We start from the raw sequence: 17,747 nt of genomic DNA on the forward strand, positions 1-17,747 counted from the left end.
GACCGGCGGTTTCGGCCGGCACGCTCCGGGGATACCGCGCCGGACGGCCGTAGCCGTCGGTTACCGGCTGAAGCCGAGGCGCCGCCGGGCGGGTGAGGAGCAGGTCGATGTCGTCGCTGCCCACCGAGAAGGATCACCGGTTGACGCCGGTGTTCCAGGAAGACCGGGTGTGCACGGGCGTGACCACAGTGCGCGGGCGGGTGTTCCTGAGCTACCCGTCGGCGGATCGGCCCGGCGTGCAGGTGGTGGAGGCGCTGCCGGACGGCCGTCGTGTCCCCTACCCCGACGCCGCGTGGAACCGTGCCGACCAGCCGCCGAGCGGGGCGTTCGTGCACGTCAACGGGTTGCGCGCCGGCCCGGATGGTCGGTTGTGGATCGTCGACTCGGGTTCGCCGCGGATCGGCGGCGCGCAGGTGCCGGGCGGTGCTCGGCTGATCGCGGTCGACCCGGACGACGACCGCGTGGAGCGGGTCTACCACCTCGACGAGGCGGTGCACCCGGGCAGCTACGTCGACGACGTCCGATTCAACGGCCGGGTGGCGTATTTCAGCGACGCCGGGGCGGCCGGCCTCATCGTGCTCGACCTCGACTCCGGTCGGGCGAGACGGGTGCTGGACGGGCATCCGAGCACGGCGGGCGGCCCGGTGGTCGCCGACGGTCGCGCGCTGCATGACCCGGACGGCACCGAGGTACGCCTGCACGTGGACCAGCTGGAGGTGTCACCGGACGGTCGCTGGCTCTACTACCAGCCGGCCTCCGGCGGGATGCCCCGGATCGCCACCCGCTGGTTGGACGACCCGTTGGCGCCCGCCGACGAGCTGGCCCGGAGGGTCGAACGCTGGTGTGACACACCCAGCACCGGCGGCACGGCCATCGACGCCGCCGGCAGCATCTACCTCAGCGACCTGGAACGACGGCGCGTCCTCGTCCTCGCACCCGACGGCGGCCTACGGACGCTCGTCGCCGACCCCCGACTGGCCTGGGTGGACGCGATGTGGCTCGACGCCGATGCCCGGCTGTGGATGCCGGCGGCCCAGCTGCACCTGACCGCCGGGCTCAACGGCGGGATCTCGACCGTCGAATACCCGGTCCAGATCTACCGGATGCCCGTTGGGATCGGGCCGCCCGCCCGGGACCACGCCTGAGTGCTCAATCCGGCAGCCGCCGGATCCGCACCGCGTCTCCCCCGGCCCGGGGTACGAAATCCCGGTGGAGAGGGTGCGGTCCGATGGGTGAAGATCGCATGGTGTCCGTTCCTGCCCGCCAGATCCGTGCTCGATTCTCGGCCGACACGATCACCGTGTACCAGGCGTACCCACCGGAGATCGCGCTGCCGGCGGTGGCCGCCGGTCGCTTCGTCGCCCCCTTCAAGCGTGAAAGGATGACCTGGATCAAGCCGTCGTTCCTGTGGATGATGTACCGCTGCGGTTGGGCCACCAAGCCCGGGCAGGAGCGCGTGCTGTCCATCGACATCACGCGGGAGGGCTTCGAGTGGGCGCTGGCGCGAGCCTGTCTGAGTCACTACGACCAGGACCTGCACGGTGACCGGGCGACGTGGTCGCGGCAACTCAAGGCCAGCCCGGTACGGGTGCAGTGGGATCCGGAACGGACACTGCACCTGAGCGCGTTGCCCCACCGGTCGTTGCAGGTCGGACTGTCCGGCGAAGCCGTCGCCCGGTACGTCGACGACTGGACGGTCAGCGTCACGGACATCACCCCCACTGTCCACCGCGTACGGGAACTGGTGCGGGCCAAGGACGTGCGGGCGGCCGCGGACCACCTGCCGGCCGAACGAAGCTATCCGCTGCCCAGGCAGATCGCGGCCCACCTCGACGCCACCGGCTGAGTCCGCGCGGTCAACGGCCCTCGGATGCCACGCGCCGTCCAGCAACACATTCACATTCTCGATATCCTGGCCGGCATGCACCGAAGCCGCGTGTACGCGCTACTGATCGACGCTCCCAAGGCGGAGGCCGCCCGGGCGGCGGAGTTCTGGTCGGCGGCGCTCGGCGTCAGCACCCGGTCCGATCCCGCCGAGCCGCAGTTCGTCGGCCTGCACGAGGCGCTGCCAGGGCTGGTCACCGCGGTCCAGGCGGTCGACGATACGCCGCGCTTCCACCTCGACATCGAGACCGACGACGTGCCTGCTGAGACCGAACGGTTGATGGCCCTGGGTGCCACCGAGGTGGCGCAGTGGCTGGAGTGCCGGATCCTGCGGGCGCCCGGTGGCCACCTGCTCTGTGTGCTTCCGGTGGAGAGTCCACCGGAGGTGTTCGCGGCCGAGGCCCGCACCTGGTCCTGACGCACCGGGGCTGTCGGAGGGTGCGGCTAGGGTCCCGCCCATGGCTGAATTCGTACTGGTGGCGGGGGCGTGGCTGGGATCGTCGGCATGGGACGAGGTGGTGGCACCACTTCGGGCGGCCGGCCACGGCACCCACGCGTTGACCCTCTCCGGCCTCGCCGAGAAGCGGGGTGTGCCCGCCGGGCAGCAGACCCACGTGCAGGACATCGTCGACGAGATCGAGCGCGGCGACCTGCGCGACGTGGTGCTGGTGGGGCACAGCTACTCGGGCATTCCGGTGGGTCAGGCCGCCGAGCGGATCGGCGAGCGGTTGGCCCGGGTGGTCTTCGTGGACTCCGAGGTGCCGGTCGACGGTGGGTCGTTCGCCTCCGGCTGGTGGCAGGGTCAGGCGGCCTTCGAGGCGCAGATCGCCGGCAACAACGGTTACTGGGCTCCGCTGGGTGCGGCCGACTTCGACGGTCAGGGTCTCACCGACGAGCAGGTCGCCCGGCTGATCGAGGGCTCCACGCCGCATCCGGGGGCCACGCTGACCGAGCCGGCCGTGCTGACCCGGCTGTTGGGTGAACTGCCGGCGACGTACGTCAAGTGTCTGCTCGACGGGCCTGAGCCCAACGACACTGTGGCGAAACTGCTGACCAGCGATTACTGGCGGTTGGTCACCATGGACACCGGCCACTGGCCGATGTTCTCCCAGCCCGCCGAGCTGGCCCGGATCCTGTTGGCCGAGGCCGCCTGACCCGCGCCGCCTGACCCGGGGCCGGCAGGGCCGCGCTGCCTGACCCGCGCCGGCTGGGCCGCAGGGCCGGGCCGACATGGAGCGAGCTGCTGACAGGGCAGCCGCACGATCAGTCCAACGAGCGGTATACCTCAGTGGCATATTTATGACTCTGAGGTATGTCGCTCGTCCGGGTGGGTGCCGCCCACCGCGGCGCGGTCGAGCGCCGCCGCAGCCCTCAGGCGGCGTCGAGGGTCTGGATGTGGCGCACCGGTGACGCGAGCAACCACAGCACGGCGAGCACGCCGCCCAGGCCGGCGATGGCCAGGGTGGGTCGCAGCCCGATGGTGGTGCCCAACGCACCGCCGACCAGCGCGCCGAGCGGTCGGATGCCGTAGTTGACGGCACTGTAGGCACCGGCCCGGCGTGCCAGCGCGTCTTCGGGTGTCACGGCGATGAGCAGGGCGTTGAGGTTCACGTCCATGAGCATCACGCCGATGCTGGAGACCAGCTCGATGGCCGCCAGCATGGCCACCTTCGTCCAGGTCGGTCCGGACACCAGCGCGGTCAGCGCCAGCGGCGCGGGGAAGAGCACCGCGCCGATCATGGCGGTACGGCCCAGGCCGATGGCGCGTGAGATCCGAGGTGCGAGCGCCGCGCCCGCGAATCCGCCGAGCGCTCCGAAACCGAGGGCGATGCCGATCGCGCCGGCTGACAGGTCGAGTTCGCGGCTGGCGTAGAGCACCAGCAGCGCGCCGGCGATGAAGGTGAAGAAGTTGACAGTGCTGGTGCAGCCGAGGGCGGCCCGCAGCACCGGGTGCCGCAGCACCAGCACGAGCCCTTCGCGGACCAGGCCGAGAGTGGACGTCCGACGCGGCGGGGGCGGGGGCTCGGTCACCGGGATGCGGCTGAGCAGCAGCGCGGAGCCGAGGAATGAGACCGCGTCGACGACGATCGCGACCGGCGCGCTGAGCGCCTGGACCAGCCCACCGCCGACGGCCGGGCCGGCGATGAAGGAGAGCGAGCGGCTCATGCTCAGCTTGCTGTTCGCGTCCACGTACGCCGATCGCGGCACCAGGCCGACGAAGAACGCCTGACGCGCCATCGCGAAGAGCACCGCGCCGAAGCCGGTGAGCAGTGCCACCAGGTAGAGCTGGGTGAGGGTGATCGCGTCGAACAGGTAGGCCACCGGCAAGCTGAGCAGCACCGCGGCGCGGATCAGATCCGCGATGATCAGCAGTCGCCGCTTGTGGGTGCGCTGGTCCACCCAGGCGCCCAGGAACAGGCCCAGCAGGTTGGGCAGCCAGATCAGCGCGGTGAGGACGCTGACCTGCACGGGTGTCGCGGTGAGCAGGGTGACGGCGATCAGCGGTAGGGCCAGCTCACTGATCCGATCGCCGAAGTGGGAGATCGTCTCGCTGATCCAGAAGGTGCGGAACCGCCGGTCACGGTGCAGGGCCGGCGGGGGCCCGGTGTCGGTGGCGGCGTCGGTGGCGGCGGTCACGACGTGGCCGTGTCGTCGTCGCCGGGCTCGGCCGGGGCTTCGTCCCCCGGCTCGGGCAGCAGGTAGCGCAGCATCCGGACGATCCGCGCGTCGGGCGGAGCCGACCCCTCCTTGCGCCGCACGTACGGGGCGATCAGCTCTTCAATGGACTCCTCCAGTTGCCGCAGCTCGTCGGCGGTGGCCACGAACCGCGTGTCGGCCATGCCGGCCAGCGTGCGCCACTCGGGGTCCAGTCGGGGCTCCTCATGCAGCAGCCACTGCTGCGGTGCGTCGGCGTTGCGGGCGAACATCTCGCCGCGTAGCTGCTGGCTGGCGGACTGCCCCTCGGTGCCCTCCGGCACCGTGAAGCGGAAGCCTCGGGCTACCGCCTGCCACCAACGTTCCCGCTTGCTGGTGGCACCGTCCCAGTCGAGGACCAGGCCGAACGTCGCGAGGTGCCGCAGATGCCAGCTGACCACCGACGGTGTGGCGCCGACGTGCGGCGAGAGCCCGGTGGCCGTGGCCGGGCCGTGCCGCTGAAGGTGCTCCAGGATCGCCAGCCGGACCGGGTGGGCCAACGCCCGAAGCGCCTGCGGCTCGCTGATCTCGAAATCCCCATACGGATTCTTGAGAGACATGTTTCGAGAGTAGTCTCTCAGATTGGATCGGGGCAACCCCGAGCCACCGCCTCCGGCGCGTTGATCAGGCGATGCCCAACCGCGCCAACGGCTCGACCAGCTCCCGCTCCTCGTAGCTGAGGTGCGACAGGAGGGCGTCGGTCAGCAGGTCCACCGCGGCCCGCAGCTCGGCGAGGCCGTCCGGAGACCCGACGTACGCGACCAGGGCCCGGTCGACACCCTCCAGCACGTCGTGGATGACGTGATGCTCCTGCTCCAGCCGGTCGACCACCGGGCCGAGTCGGGGGTCACGTGCCCGCAATCTGGGGAAGAACGACTGGTCCTCGATCGTGTGGTGGGTGGTGACGATGCGGCAGTACGACTCGCAGTAGACGCCGAGGGTCCACCGGTTCTGCCTCATGGTCATCGTGTTGATGTGGGACCGCGCCGCGCCGGCGTCGATCTCGCCGGCCGCCACCTGCTCGATCAGGTCGTGAATCTGGGCCAGCTCGGCGCGCAGGCCGTCGTGGATCTGCACGAGATGCGCGCCGGTGGCCTGCTCCTGCGGGGTGTAGGTGCGCTCCGGGTCGGGCGCGGGCCCGGTCGGCCGGGTCGACTCGTCCCACACCTGCTGCTCGCTTCGCCGTACGCCGTCGTCCAGGGTCGGCACCACGGCGAACGCACTACCGGTCGCGGTGGCGCGGCTCGCCCGGACCGGCGGCGCAACGACCGGCTCCGGCTCCGGTTCCGGCGTACGCTCCGGAGTCGCGCCCCGATCACGTTCGGCGGCGACCAGCTCGCGGACGGCAGGGGCCACCTCGCCGGCGAAGCGGCGCAGGTCGTCGGGGTCGTCGCTGCCCAGGATGAAGGTGCCGACGCCCTCCTCCAGTGCCAGTTCGGCCAGTTCCTCGGCCCACTGCTCGGCGGGCCCGTTCAGCGGGCCGCGCCCGACGGTCGAGAACTCTCCGGCGATGTTGAGCAGCCGACGCACGTCCCGCGGGGATCGGCCGGCCTGCTGCGCGGCGTCGTCGATGATCGCGTTGCCCTTGGTCAGGTCACCGGGCTGGAGGTAGCCCAGCGTGGGCAGCCAACCGTCGGCCCGACGACCGGTGAGCTGGAGCATCCGGGGCTTGTACGCACCCAGCCAGATCGGCACCGCGTGGGCCGGAGCGGGACCACGCTTGGCGCCGACGACCCGGTAGAACTCGCCGTCGACCCGCACTCCGCCGCGCGTTTCGACGTCCCAGAGCTGACGGACGACCTCGATGGCCTCCTCCAGCGCTCGAACGCCCTGGCCGGGGGTCAGCCGCCGGCCGCCCATCGCCTCGATGGCATCCCAGAACGCCCCCGCTCCGAGGCCGAGGTTGACCCGGCCACCGCTGAGCAGGTCCAGGCTGGCCACGCTGCGCGCGAGCACCGCCGGCGGACGCAGTGGCAGGTTCGTCACGTTCGCCGCCAGGTGCACCCGGTTGGTGCGGGCCGCCACGAAGCTCAGCAGCGTCCAGGTGTCGAGAAACGCCGGCTGGTAGGGGTGATCCTGAAAGGTGACCAGGTCCAACCCGACCTGCTCGGCCAGGACGGCGACGCCGACCGCACGGCCCGGATTGTCAGCGCTGGGCGTGACGAAGGAGCCGAAGACCAGGTCGTGGCCGTAGTCGCTCATCTGCGAGCCTCCCCATAACTCGACGCCTCGGACGATGCGTCGCAACCGTAACCTTATGCCACACAGAACATCTTCTGCCAACAAGGTCTGCGTCACTGCGCTATTGTCGGGGCATGACGGGTGCCACTCACCGGCCGGACCGGCCCGATCCGCTCGACGACGACCTGGGCTGGATGCTCGGGATCGTCTTCCGCGGCTACGTCCGGGCGGCCGAGCACGCGCTCGCCGACTTCCCCGGTGGCCCGCGCGGCTACCAACTGCTCACCGCGGCCAGCAACGGGCCGGCCCGAAACCAGGGCGCGATCGCCGAGGAGATCGGCATCGACCGCACCGTCCTCACGTACCTGATCGACGACCTGGAGCGGCCCGGGTTCGTCGCCCGGCGCGCGGACCCGGCCGACCGACGCAACCGGCTGGTCGAGGTCACCGACGCCGGCCGTGCTGCCTGGGAGCAGCGGCGGTTGGCACTGCGGCAGGTCGAGTCGCACCTGCTGGGGGCGCTCACTTCAGCCGAGTCGGCGACATTGCGCTCACTGCTTCAGAAGGTCGCCTGCTCGGCCCAGGCGGTGGACCCGTTGCGCGACCTCTGCGAGGTGGTGACACAGGTGCAGGCCGATTCGGCGACGGCGGCGCCCGCTGCCCGCCGGACCGGCGCCGCGACGGTGCGGAGCGGGCGAACCGCCACCCCCCGAGCCCGCCGCAGCAGGCCCGACTGACCTGGATGCAGCGGGGCGGGCCCGCCCGTACCGCCCGACGTCGTCCGTCGAGCGGTGCCGGACAGGCCCGCGATGTCGCTACCGCGCCCGGTCAGCGCACGTGCACGAAGACCGGGTTCGAGTAGAACCACAGGTCGTCCCACGGGCTCTCCAGCCCGTCGGCGAGCGGCTCGGCCTCGTCGGTGCTGGTGCCACGCACCCGCGCGTAGGTGTCCGCCTCGACATTGCGCAAGGTGTGCCGGATGACGTAGCTGTCGCCCTGCCGACGCCAGTCCCGCGGGCCGAACCGCGCCGCCACCTTCGTGGTGGGGTTGGTGTCGGCGTCCAGGCTGGCGCTCGGGCCGGTGATCTGGCCGACGATCAGGTCGACCCTGCGGACCTCGGGCCGGTCGCCGTTCGCGTTCACCCCACCCAGCGGGCGGAAGGTGATCTCGATCTCGACATCGGTACGGCTACGACGGCTCACCGTGATCGTCTCGCCCACCTCGGCGGTCCTGCCCTGGGACGTGGCGGTGACGTCGAGGCTGCGGATCAGGTCACCGGTGGTGACCCAGATCCGGCCGTTGCGCAGGCCGTCCATGATGTCGCCGTAGTCCTGGCGGGCATGCACGTAGGTCTTGCTGTACTCGCCCGGCCAGAAGTCGGAGCCGCCCCGGGTCCAGTGCACGTGCGAGTCCGAGGTCGCGGTGATCCACCAGCGCCGGCCCTCGCCGAGCAGTGAGTCCCACAGGCCGCCGACCCGGGCGGTCATCTGGTCGAAGCCGCCGTAGGTGGGGTGGTTGCCGTAGCCGCCCCGCTTGCCACCGTTGAGCGGGCCGGCCTGGTGACCGGGCGCGCCCTCGAAGCCGATGTAGACGTCCGGCGCGGCGTTGTTGCCGTTGCGGAACTCTCGCGGGGTGTCCTGGCCGTAGACGCCGAGACCCGGCGCCGAACGGGACGCGTGGTGGGCGATCACCAGCGGCTTGTGTGGCATGCCCCGGGCGACCTTGAGGAACTCCACCATCTTGGCCTCGGTGTCGCGGGCCGGGTCGGTGGGGAACGCGTCGTACTTGGCGAACCGGCTCTCCAGCTCGAAGAGCTGCTTCGCCTCGTCCTCGTGGCGCGGGATCATCAGCGTGTGGTGGTCCAGCGAGGGCGCGTCGAACTCCATGCCCCAGAACTGGAGCACCTCGGGGACCAGCTTGCGCGACCGCAGCAGGTCGGGGTACGCCTGCTCGATGTTCACCTTCGAGTGGGTCGGTCCACCGTGGTCGGTGCACATCGCCCAGGTCAGGCCGAAGTTCTTCGCCATGATGGCGTTGGTGACGATCGGGTAGACCGCGTCCGCGCCCTTGTGGAAGACGATCGGGGACTTCGTGGTGTCGAACTCGCCGCTGTACTCGGAGTGGATGTGGTGGTCGCCCGCACGCCACGCCCGGTTCTTGGAGTTGCCCCGGTCGGTCTTGTCGTCGTCACCCGGCCGGCGGTCCTCGTCGGCCCAGGCCGCGCCGGCCCCGACCAGTGGGCTGGCCGCGGCCAGCGTCGCGCCGACGCCCGCGTACTTGACCAGCTTGCGCCGGGACAGCTGCGCGTGCTCGGTCTCTTCGGGATGCTTGTCTCTCACCTGAGAGCCTCTCCTCGATCAAGCGAATGCTCTTTCGATCAAGGAGCCTCGGAGAAGGCGGTGAACAACCGCCGTACGCAGCGGGTGCGCACGATGAACACCCTGCCCCGACCTGCGGGCGACGCCGGGTCGGGCAGCAGCGGGTCACCCCGTGCTCGCGCAGTGTCCAGGCGGCATCGGCAGCGAGCTGTCCGGTTCAGGGCACCGGACGACCGGTGCCCGTCGACGGCCCGGTCAGATCCGGGCGCGCGGCAGCCAGCCCAGGAATCGGAGCCGGACCCGGGGCAGCGGCAACGTGGGCAGGTCCTCAGCGGCGGCGACGAGGCAGGAACCGAGATAGACCGCGAGGGAGGCGCGCGCGCCACCGAACTCGGCGAGCAGTTGGCTCTGCTTGGTGGCGCAGGGCCACTCTCGGCCGCATCCGGTGCAGGTCCAGCTCGGCGGGTTGGGGAGGTGCTCCGGCAGCTTGGTCCGGCGGTACCGACCGACGACGCTGTTGTCCGAGCGCACGTCGCGTCGCCGTGCCGCGGGACTTTCGTTGTGGTGGGCCACCGGACGGGCACCGGGCAGGTAGCGCCCGACGGTGCCGAAGAGCACCCCGACGCGGATCAGGGCGTCCGGTCCGACGTGCTGGGTCAGCAAAGCGGTCATCAGATAGTGCCCCAGCAGGTCGAAGGCGTCACGGTGCAGACCCAGGTCGCGGCAGAGGTCGACGAACTCGGGTGTGGTCACTGGCACCCGGTCGTCGAGTGCGCGGCGCAGCACCTCACGGAGCCCACGCCCGAGCCTCTCCAGCGCGTCTCCCTCGCCCAGACCCAGGCTGTCCTCGTCCGCCACCCGGGCCAGCGCCTCGGCGACGGCCAGCCGAACGACGCGGTCAGGATCGGTACTGTCCAACGCTTCCCCCTCCGTGGGTCGGCCTCCCGGCAGTGACCCGGGTCGTCCTCCGACGAATCATGAACAAGATTTCGCTGTCGGCCACGAGGGTGGCTAGGACAGCAGACGTAGAACCATTTGGCGCGCTAGCCGGAAAACGAAGTCGAGCTGCCGACACAGCACAGTGATTCGCAGGACGGCGCGTCGGTGATTGTCGTATGGTGACATTCCCATCTACAGATATTGCGTCTCAGTCGCTTAATGGTCAGACCAGATCCGACACGCTCAACCGGTCGCTGCCGTCCCGCTCGCGACGTTCCATCCCACCGCACCGCCGGCCAACGATGTGCCGGGTCACCGCCGAGCACCCCGGCACGTCCCGAACCTGCCGTCGGCACCCGTTCCAGCACCCGGCGGCACCTCCACCGGACGGAGACAGCGGATGACGTCATCGCCAGTGCAGACCCACGAGTTCGACAGCCGTGATCCGGCGACGATCCAGGAATTCCTGTCCGCCACGTACGACCCGAAACTGCGTATTCAGAGCAGGAACGGATACCGGCTCACCCACCACCGCGTCGACGCCGGCCCCTTCGCCATCGCGACCACCCGCCAGACCGGGCACCTCGAGATCGATGCCAGTACCCTCGGCGGGCTGGTCATCGCTCACAACCGCACCGCGCACGGCGATCGTTCCTGCGCCGGATCGGCCCACCGGTTCGGCCCCGGCGACGTCTTCCTCGTCACCAGGCCGGAGGAGCCGTGCACCGTTCACTGGCATCCCGGCGAGGTGGAGCTCTGCGTACTGGACCTGTCGGTGCTGGCGCAGGTGGCCACCACCGCGCCGGCCCGTCGGCCGGGTCGGATCGAGTTCACCGAGCTGAGCGCCGCCAGCACTGCCCTCGCCCAGCAGTGGCGCAACACCACCAGCTTCGTCCGCGACGTCGTGTTGAACAGCCCGGCCGCCGGGGCACAGTCGCTCGTGATCGGCAACGCCGCCCGGATGCTGGCCGCGGCGGCGCTCGCGGTCTTCCCCAACACCGCGTTCACCGAACCGACCGCCGCGGACCGGAACGACGCCACCACCGCCACGCTGCGACGGGCGATCACGTTTCTGGAGGAGCACGCCGACCGGGACATCAGCGCTGCCGACATCGCCGGCGCCGCCGGCGTCTCCCTCCGGGCCGTGCAACTCGCCTTCCGCCGTCACCTCGGCACCACCCCGATGGCCTACCTGCGTCGGATCCGGCTCGTCCGGGCACACCACGACCTGGTACGCGCCGATCCGAGACAGGAGACGGTCTCGGCGATCGCCAGTCGGTGGGGATTCGCCAGCCACAGCAGGTTCACCGCGCGATACCACGCCAGCTTCGGTGTGCCGCCACGCGAGACGCTGAACACCTGAGACCCGCCCGCACGACGCCACCCAGCCGGGCGTGCCCAGTGTTCAACGGAGGACGCGGGCGAGGCGTCGAACGGCCTCGTCCATGAGTTCGGGTGCGGCTGCCGCGTAGGTGAGGCGTAGGTGCGGGGCCGGGGGTTCGGCCGCGTACCAGGGCCGGCCCGGAAGGACGGCGACGCCTTCGGCCGCCGCGGCAGCGGCCAGTGCCGCGTCGTCGGTGCCGTCGGCGAGGCGCACCCAGAGGTGCATGCCGCCGCGTGGGATCGACTGTGGAGCAAGGCTTGGCAGATGCCGGCGTAGTGCGGTCAGCAACGCGTCACGGCGCGTCCGGAGGGCTGTGCGCAGTGCCCGGCGATGCCGCGACCACGCCGGAGAGGTGAGGAAGTCGATCGCCGCCTGTTGCAGTGGTCCGGCGACGAAGAAGTCGTCGAGCAGCCGGGCGGCGCGCAGTCGCGCCCCGGCCGGGCCACGGGCTCCGATGGCGGCGACGCGCAGCCCGGGGGCGGTCGACTTGGTCAGCGAACGCAGGTAGATGACGTGACCGTCGGGATCATCGCTGGCCAGTGGTGGCGGAGCCGGATCGTCGATGGTGAGGTCACGGGCGTAGTCGTCCTCGATCAGGAACGCCCCGGCGTCGCGTACGGCCTCGGCGACCTGCGCCCGACGGTGCTCCGCCAGCGTCGCGCCGTGCGGGTTGGCGTACAAGGGCTGGCAGTAGAAGAGCCGGGCGCCGGTGGGGGCGAACGCGGCGGCGAGTTGGTCGGGCCGTACCCCGTCGGCGTCAGCCGGCACGGGCACCACCCGCAGTCCGGCCGCGCGGGCGGCGGCCAACGCACCCAGGTAGGTCGGCGACTCGACGAGCAGGGCGTCGCCGGGCGTGGTGAGCGCCCGCAACGCCGACGACAGGGCGGCCTGCCCACCGGGGCAGATCACCATGTCCTCGGCGTGCAGCCCCGCCCCGGCCTCGCGGGCGAACCAGGCGCGCAGGTCCGCGCGACCCTCGATGGGCCCACGCTGCCAGCTCGCGGGCTGGCGGGCGGCTCGGGTGAGGGCGGCGCCGAGCGCAGCCGCAGGCTGTAGGTCCGCGTGGAGGTAGCCACCGGACAGCGGGATCGTTCCGGCGGGCGTCAGCGCCAACAGCGCCTGCATCTCATCCTGACCGAACCGGCGGGGCCCGAGCGCGACGGTCTGCCAGGACAGGTCGGGTACGCCCGGCTCGTCCGGAGGAGTGGCCACAAAGGTGCCTCGGCCGGGTCGCGCCTCGATCAGCCCCTCGGCCGCCAACTGACGGATCGCCTCGGCGACGGTGACCGGCGAGGCCTGATGTCGGGCGGTCAGCTCGCGTACCGAGGGCAGCCGCGCACCGGGACCGGCGGCGGCCGCGAGACTCCGCAGATCTTGGATAACGCGCTGAGCTGCGTTACCGTTTTCCATGAGGGACAAGAGTAGCGCTACTGCCAGAACCACGGTAACAGCGGATCGGATCTTCGGGCTCGGCCTCGGCGCCCTGGGCGTGCTCGGCTTCAGCCTGTCGCTTCCCGCCACCCGCATCGTCGTGCAGCAACTCGACCCCTGGTTCGTCGCCTTCGGCCGGGCTGTCGGCGCGGGGCTGCTGGCATGGGCGTACCTGCGTGTCACCGGCGCACCGCGGCCTACCCGCGGTCAGTGGCAACGGCTGCCGATCGTCGCCCTCGGAGTCATCGTCGGCTTTCCCCTGTTCACCTCGATGGCGCTTCTCACCCAGACCTCCGCGCACAGCGCTGTCGTCATCGCCGCGCTGCCCGCGATGACGGCCGTGTTCGCGGTGCTGCGGGCCGGCGAACGCCCGCCGCCGCTGTTCTGGATCGTGAGCGCCGGCGGACTGCTGGCGGTGCTCGCCTTTCTTGGCGCCAGCGGCGCGGTAGGCGGGGCCCTCACCCTGCCCGACCTGTTCCTGCTCGCAGCGGTCGTGCTCTGCGGCCTTGGCTACGCCGAGGGCGGCGCGCTCGCCCGCGAGTTGGGCGGCGCTCGGACGATCTGCTGGGCGTTGCTGCTCGCGCTGCCCATCACCGTTCCCATCACGGCCGTTGCCGCCGCCGCCAGTCCGCCCCGGGCCGACGCTCTCGGCTGGTCGGCGTTCGGCTATCTCACCGGGGTCTCGATGTTCCTGGGCTTCTTCGCCTGGTACGCGGGCCTGGCCCGGGGCGGCATAGCGCAGGTGGGCCAGGTCCAACTCGCCCAGCCGGTGCTGACCCTGGGGTGGTCCGCGCTGCTGCTCGGCGAGGTGGTCTCCCCCGCCTCGATCGCGGCGGCGCTGGTGGTGCTGGGATGCGTCGTGGCGAGCCAGCGCATCCGCCAGAGCCCACGGACGGTCGTGGCGCGACGCGAAGCCGGCGCGGGAGCGTCCTAGCCCCGGTCGCGCTCGCGGCTGTCGCGGGCGGTCTGCAACTCGGGCACCGAGGCCTCCAGCAGATCGGCGAGGCCACGCAGTTGCTCGGCGACCCGGGCGCCGAGCGGTGTCAGCGAGTATTCGACGCGCGGTGGGATCGCGGTGAGCACCTCGCGGGTGAGCATTCCGTCGCGTTCGAGGGTCTGCAGGGTCTGGGAGAGCATCCGCTCGCTGACCCCGTCGATGCGGCGACGCAGCGCGTTGAACCGGTAGCGGCCCTCGCCGAGCGCCAACAGGGCCAGCGAGGCCCACTTCGAGGTGACGTCCTCGAAGGCCGCACGGGAGGTGCAACCCCGCGCGAAGACATCGCTGACGAATTCCTGGGTAGGCCCCGCCGGGTCCTGGGCCGGCATGTCGCTCACCTCACCAGCCTATCTCACGCTGCCTATCGGTTAGTGCTGTAGATTCGTAAGTGCTTACTTATCTGTTCCCACCCTCCGGAGGTTCCCATGCCCACCTATGCCGTCACCGGCGCCACCGGCCGGCTGGGCCGCCTGGTGATCGAGCAGTTGCTCGACAGCGGCGTACCCGCCGCCGAGATCGCCGCCATCGTCCGCAGCCCGGAGAAGGCCGCCGACCTGGCCGCACGCGGAGTCGAGATCCGTAAGGCCAGCTACGACGACCCGTCGACGCTGCCCGGTGCCGTGGCCGGCGTACGCCGCCTGCTGCTCATCTCCGGCGACACTCCCGGTCAGCGCGTCGCGCAGCACACCGCGGTCATCGACGCCGCCAAGCTGGCCGGGGTGGAGCGTCTCGTCTACACCAGCATCCTGAGGGCCGACACCACAGCGAACCCGCTCGCCCCGGAGCACAAGGCCACCGAGGAGGTCCTCGCCGCGTCCGGTCTGACCTGCACCGTTCTGCGCAACAGCTGGTACACCGAGAACTACACCGACCAGCTCCCGCAGTACCTGGGGTCCGGCACGATCCTCGGCGCCACCGGCGGCAGCAAGATCTCCGCGGCGACCCGGGCCGACTACGCGGGGGCGGCCGTGGCCGCGCTGACCCGGGAGGAGGACGGCAACGCCGTCTACGAACTGGGCGGCACCGCGTTCACCTTCGACGAGCTGGCCGAGGCCGTCACCGAGGTGACCGGCACCACCGTCGTCCACCAGGACATGTCCGCCGCCGAGCTGGCCTCGGCCCTGGAGAACGTCGGCCTGGACGCGGGCACCGCCGGCTTCGTCGCCGCGCTCGACCACTCGATCGCCAATGGCGAGCTGGCAACCGACAGCGACGACCTCAGCCGGTTGCTCGGCCGGCCGAGCACCCCGCTGCGCGACGCCATCCGGGCCGCGCGGGCCTGACCGGGTTCATCGCCGAAGCGGGCGGCGGGGCCCAGCCGCCGTCGCCCGCCACGCGCTGAACCCCACACGTATCCTCGACGGCATGGTGAGGCACGTCGATGAGCAGCTCTCCCGGCCCGTCGGGTCACCATGTCGGCACGCAATGCGGTCCGACCTGGACACTGCGGCGTCGGCCCGGTGAGCGGCGGCGACTTCGTCGTCCGCGCCGCCGTGGCGCAGGACGACCCCGAGCTGGTCTTCGACGTGCTGTGGCAACTCGCTCCCGACGACGCACGGCCGGACACCGCTCGGCTCGCCACCGCCTGGCGCGACCTGCACGCCCAAGCCGGCCGCCGCCTCCTGCTGGCCGTCGCCGGGGACACCTTCGTGGGCACCCTGGACACCCTCGTCGCCCCCAACCTCACCCATGGCGCGCGACCGTACATGGTGGTGGAGAACGTGGTGGTCGCGCCCGGCTGGCGCCGTCGGGGCGTCGCCCGGGCCCTCATGCTGGCGGCGCTCGACGAGGCGACGGCGGCCGGTTGCTACAAGGTCCAACTGGTGTCGAACGCCGCGCGTGTCGACGCCCACCGGTTCTACGCGTCCATCGGGTTCGCGCAGTCCGCTCACGGCTACCGCCGATATCTCACCACCGCGACCTGACCCCCCGGGTGCGGGCGTTCCCGCGTCCCGCTTCCGCCGCCGACAAGGCGGCGTTCGAAGAACGGCAGACTCCACCGGTACGCCGGAGGCGGTCAGCCCGCCTCGGTCGAATCCCCGAGCAGCAGGCCGGTCAGCAGACTGCGCAGGGTCCGTTCGACGAGGTCCGCCCGGGGTGCCGGTCCGGAGGGTTGACTGAACGCCGCGACCAGGTGCGGGTACGCCGCGAGGTCCACTCCGGCGAAGCTGAACGCCCCGGCGGCGGACTCGCGGCGGGCGAAGAGGCTCACCACGCCGGTCATCATCGCGATGGTCTCGAACTTGGCGGCGACGGGGCAGCGCACGGGTTCCAGGATCCGGATGCAGTTGTCGAACCAGGCCAGGCTCTGCGGGCCGATGCCGGAGGGCCGGTGGATCACGTCGAGCAGCCACGGGTGGGCACCGAACAGCGCCAACTGCCGGCGCCCCAGCAGCACCATCGTCTCCAACCAGTCGCCCTCCACCTGCGGGTACGGGCGCAGCTCCCCCACGGCCCGGTCGGTCATCAGGTCCAGCAGGTCGTCGCGGGACGACAGGTAGCGGTAGAGGGAACCGGCGCCGGTGCCGAGCGCGGCGGCCACGGCGCGCATCGACACCGCGGTCAGCCCTTCGGTGTCGGCCAGGGTGATGGCGGCCGCGACGATGGCGTCCCGGCTGTGCGCCGGAGCGGGGCCGCGGCTGCCGCGCTCGGGCCTGCTCCAGATCGGCTGCCGGTCGGGGCCGCTCGGGGCTGTGTGACTCACTGATCCACTGTAAACCGGAAACGCCGTTCGCGATTTGTGTCGTCGCCGCACGGATGGCGCCGACGCGCAGCGAACGAGTCACGCTGCACGGACGGCGTGGTCGCGCAGCGTCGTTGATCTTGGCTAGGCTGGTGGGCATGCCCGCACACCAGCCGCACCGCCACGACGACGGCCAGAGGTGGGCCCCGGCCCCGGCGCGCCCCATCGAGCCGGCCGACTGGTGAGTGACGCACCCGCGCCCGCCCAGCGGGGTGGTCCGTCCACACCGCCGCCGCACCGCTCGGGTTGGACCGACCGTTGCGACCGGCTCGCCCGGTCGCGGCCCTTCGAGGTCGCCATCGTCGTGGTCATCCTCGCCAACGGCATCGTTCTCGGCCTGGAGACGTACGACGATCTGAGCCCGGCCGGCACCGCGCTGCACGCGCTGGAGCTGTTCTTCCGGGCCGTCTTCGTCGTCGAGATCGCCGTCCGGCTGGCCGCCTACGGCAGGCGCCCACAGGACTTCTTCCGGCACGGCTGGAACGTCTTCGACTTCGTGGTGATCGCGGCGATCTTCATCCCGGGCCTGCACGGCGACCCGGCGCTGCTGCGGGTCGTCCGGGTCGCCCGCCTGGTCCGCCTGGTCCGGTTCTCACCGGGTCTGCGGACCATCGTCTCCGCGCTGTGGCGCAGCCTGCCGGGCGTCACCGGGTTCCTCGCCCTGGCCGTGGTGACGCTCTACGTGTACGGCATGGCCGGCTGGCTGATCTTCGGCAACAGGTATCCGGAGGAGTACGGCGACATCGGCCGATCGCTGCTGACGCTGTTCGTGCTGTTGTCGCTGGAGACGCTGCCGGACCTCATCGAGCAGGGCATGGCGATCTCACCATGGACGCTGCTCTACTACGTCAGCTACGTGGTCATCACCGTCAACCTGCTGCTCAACATCCTCATCGCGGTCATCGTGAACTCCATGGAGGAGGCCCGCCGGTTGGAGATGACCGAGCGGCTGGCTCCCGGGTACGACGAGGACGGCGACGGCGTACCGGACGAGGTGGACCGGATCGCGCTCACCCAACGGCTGGACGACCTGCGGGCGGTCATCACCGAGTTGGAGCGCGAGCTGCGCATTGACCGGGACGACGGGCACGGCCGACCCCACCGGGACAACGCCCGCGCCAGACGGTGATCCGACGCTCGCGCTGCGTCTTCGGGTTCGGATAGTGTCGACGGCG

The 17,747-nt window shown here is 71.3% G+C and carries 18 protein-coding genes; 10 read left to right on the forward strand and 8 right to left on the reverse strand.

Annotated features, from left to right (window positions below; genetic code table 11):
- Positions 1–107 precede the first annotated feature (107 nt).
- The 4 genes from MED15_RS32850 (at position 108) to MED15_RS32865 (ending at position 3,038) form a co-directional block, all read left to right on the forward strand.
- Complete coding sequence (locus MED15_RS32850; RefSeq protein ID WP_112737860.1) at positions 108–1,145, forward strand: SMP-30/gluconolactonase/LRE family protein; 1,038 nt, start codon at positions 108–110, stop codon at positions 1,143–1,145.
- Positions 1,146–1,246: 101 nt separating this feature from the next.
- Complete coding sequence (locus MED15_RS32855; RefSeq protein ID WP_112726408.1) at positions 1,247–1,846, forward strand: DUF4291 domain-containing protein; 600 nt, start codon at positions 1,247–1,249, stop codon at positions 1,844–1,846.
- 75 nt (positions 1,847–1,921) lie between these two features.
- The gene (locus MED15_RS32860; RefSeq protein ID WP_112589736.1) at positions 1,922–2,302 is read left to right on the forward strand and encodes a VOC family protein; all 381 of its coding nucleotides are present in this window, start codon (positions 1,922–1,924) and stop codon (positions 2,300–2,302) included.
- Positions 2,303–2,342: 40 nt separating this feature from the next.
- Positions 2,343–3,038: an alpha/beta fold hydrolase gene (locus MED15_RS32865; protein WP_112726270.1), complete on the forward strand. Its 696-nt coding sequence runs from the start codon at positions 2,343–2,345 to the stop codon at positions 3,036–3,038.
- Between the two features lie 217 nt (positions 3,039–3,255).
- Here MED15_RS32865 and MED15_RS32870 read toward each other — a convergent pair whose 3' ends face one another.
- The 3 genes from MED15_RS32870 to MED15_RS32880 all read right to left on the reverse strand — a co-directional run bounded on the left by MED15_RS32870 (position 3,256) and on the right by MED15_RS32880 (position 6,780).
- Positions 3,256–4,521, reverse strand: coding sequence for an MFS transporter (locus MED15_RS32870; RefSeq protein ID WP_112726269.1), 1,266 nt, complete (start codon positions 4,519–4,521; stop codon positions 3,256–3,258).
- Positions 4,518–5,138: an ArsR/SmtB family transcription factor gene (locus MED15_RS32875; RefSeq protein ID WP_112726268.1), complete on the reverse strand. Its 621-nt coding sequence runs from the start codon at positions 5,136–5,138 to the stop codon at positions 4,518–4,520. Before MED15_RS32875 ends, MED15_RS32870 begins: the two co-directional genes overlap by 4 nt.
- Positions 5,139–5,202: 64 nt before the next feature.
- A complete protein-coding gene (locus tag MED15_RS32880; protein ID WP_112737862.1) occupies positions 5,203–6,780 on the reverse strand; it encodes an LLM class flavin-dependent oxidoreductase in 1,578 nt (525 codons plus the stop codon).
- A gap of 113 nt (positions 6,781–6,893) precedes the next feature.
- Between MED15_RS32880 and MED15_RS32885 the strand changes: the two genes are divergently transcribed.
- Positions 6,894–7,496 (forward strand): MarR family winged helix-turn-helix transcriptional regulator, encoded by a 603-nt coding sequence (locus MED15_RS32885; protein ID WP_112602536.1) that lies wholly within the window; start codon positions 6,894–6,896, stop codon positions 7,494–7,496.
- Positions 7,497–7,587: 91 nt separating this feature from the next.
- On the opposite strand, the gene MED15_RS32890 is transcribed toward MED15_RS32885, so the two are convergent.
- Together MED15_RS32890 and MED15_RS34430 are read right to left on the reverse strand one after the other, a co-directional pair.
- Entirely contained in the window at positions 7,588–9,099 is a 1,512-nt protein-coding gene (locus tag MED15_RS32890) for a CehA/McbA family metallohydrolase domain-containing protein (protein ID WP_112589753.1), read from the reverse strand.
- 234 nt (positions 9,100–9,333) lie between these two features.
- Positions 9,334–9,996: a hypothetical protein gene (locus tag MED15_RS34430; protein ID WP_244220659.1), complete on the reverse strand. Its 663-nt coding sequence runs from the start codon at positions 9,994–9,996 to the stop codon at positions 9,334–9,336.
- A gap of 421 nt (positions 9,997–10,417) precedes the next feature.
- Between MED15_RS34430 and MED15_RS32900 the strand changes: the two genes are divergently transcribed.
- A complete protein-coding gene (locus MED15_RS32900; RefSeq protein ID WP_112602537.1) occupies positions 10,418–11,380 on the forward strand; it encodes an AraC family transcriptional regulator in 963 nt (320 codons plus the stop codon).
- Between the two features lie 42 nt (positions 11,381–11,422).
- Here MED15_RS32900 and MED15_RS32905 read toward each other — a convergent pair whose 3' ends face one another.
- Positions 11,423–12,811: an aminotransferase-like domain-containing protein gene (locus MED15_RS32905; RefSeq protein WP_112737864.1), complete on the reverse strand. Its 1,389-nt coding sequence runs from the start codon at positions 12,809–12,811 to the stop codon at positions 11,423–11,425.
- Here MED15_RS32905 and MED15_RS32910 point away from each other — a divergent pair.
- Positions 12,810–13,766 carry a DMT family transporter gene (locus tag MED15_RS32910; RefSeq protein WP_112697707.1) on the forward strand — a complete coding sequence of 319 codons (957 nt, stop codon included), beginning with the start codon at positions 12,810–12,812 and terminating at the stop codon, positions 13,764–13,766. The genes MED15_RS32905 and MED15_RS32910 overlap by 2 nt on opposite strands.
- Here the strand turns inward: MED15_RS32910 and MED15_RS32915 are convergent.
- Entirely contained in the window at positions 13,763–14,158 is a 396-nt protein-coding gene (locus tag MED15_RS32915) for a winged helix-turn-helix transcriptional regulator (RefSeq protein WP_196924914.1), read from the reverse strand. The genes MED15_RS32910 and MED15_RS32915 overlap by 4 nt on opposite strands.
- A 96-nt stretch (positions 14,159–14,254) precedes the next feature.
- On the opposite strand from MED15_RS32915, the gene MED15_RS32920 reads away from it, so the two are divergent.
- Complete coding sequence (locus MED15_RS32920) at positions 14,255–15,112, forward strand: SDR family oxidoreductase (protein ID WP_112737866.1); 858 nt, start codon at positions 14,255–14,257, stop codon at positions 15,110–15,112.
- Positions 15,113–15,289: 177 nt separating this feature from the next.
- Complete coding sequence (locus MED15_RS32925; protein WP_208646763.1) at positions 15,290–15,754, forward strand: GNAT family N-acetyltransferase; 465 nt, start codon at positions 15,290–15,292, stop codon at positions 15,752–15,754.
- Between the two features lie 92 nt (positions 15,755–15,846).
- On the opposite strand, the gene MED15_RS32930 is transcribed toward MED15_RS32925, so the two are convergent.
- Positions 15,847–16,533, reverse strand: a complete 687-nt coding sequence (locus tag MED15_RS32930; protein WP_112737868.1) for a TetR/AcrR family transcriptional regulator — start codon at positions 16,531–16,533, stop codon at positions 15,847–15,849.
- Between the two features lie 220 nt (positions 16,534–16,753).
- On the opposite strand from MED15_RS32930, the gene MED15_RS32935 reads away from it, so the two are divergent.
- Positions 16,754–17,701, forward strand: coding sequence for an ion transporter (locus MED15_RS32935; protein ID WP_112737870.1), 948 nt, complete (start codon positions 16,754–16,756; stop codon positions 17,699–17,701).
- Positions 17,702–17,747: the final 46 nt, after the last annotated feature.

Origin of the sequence: Micromonospora noduli (assembly GCF_003264475.1) — a bacterium.
GTDB classification, from domain to species: Bacteria; Actinomycetota; Actinomycetes; order Mycobacteriales; family Micromonosporaceae; genus Micromonospora; species Micromonospora noduli.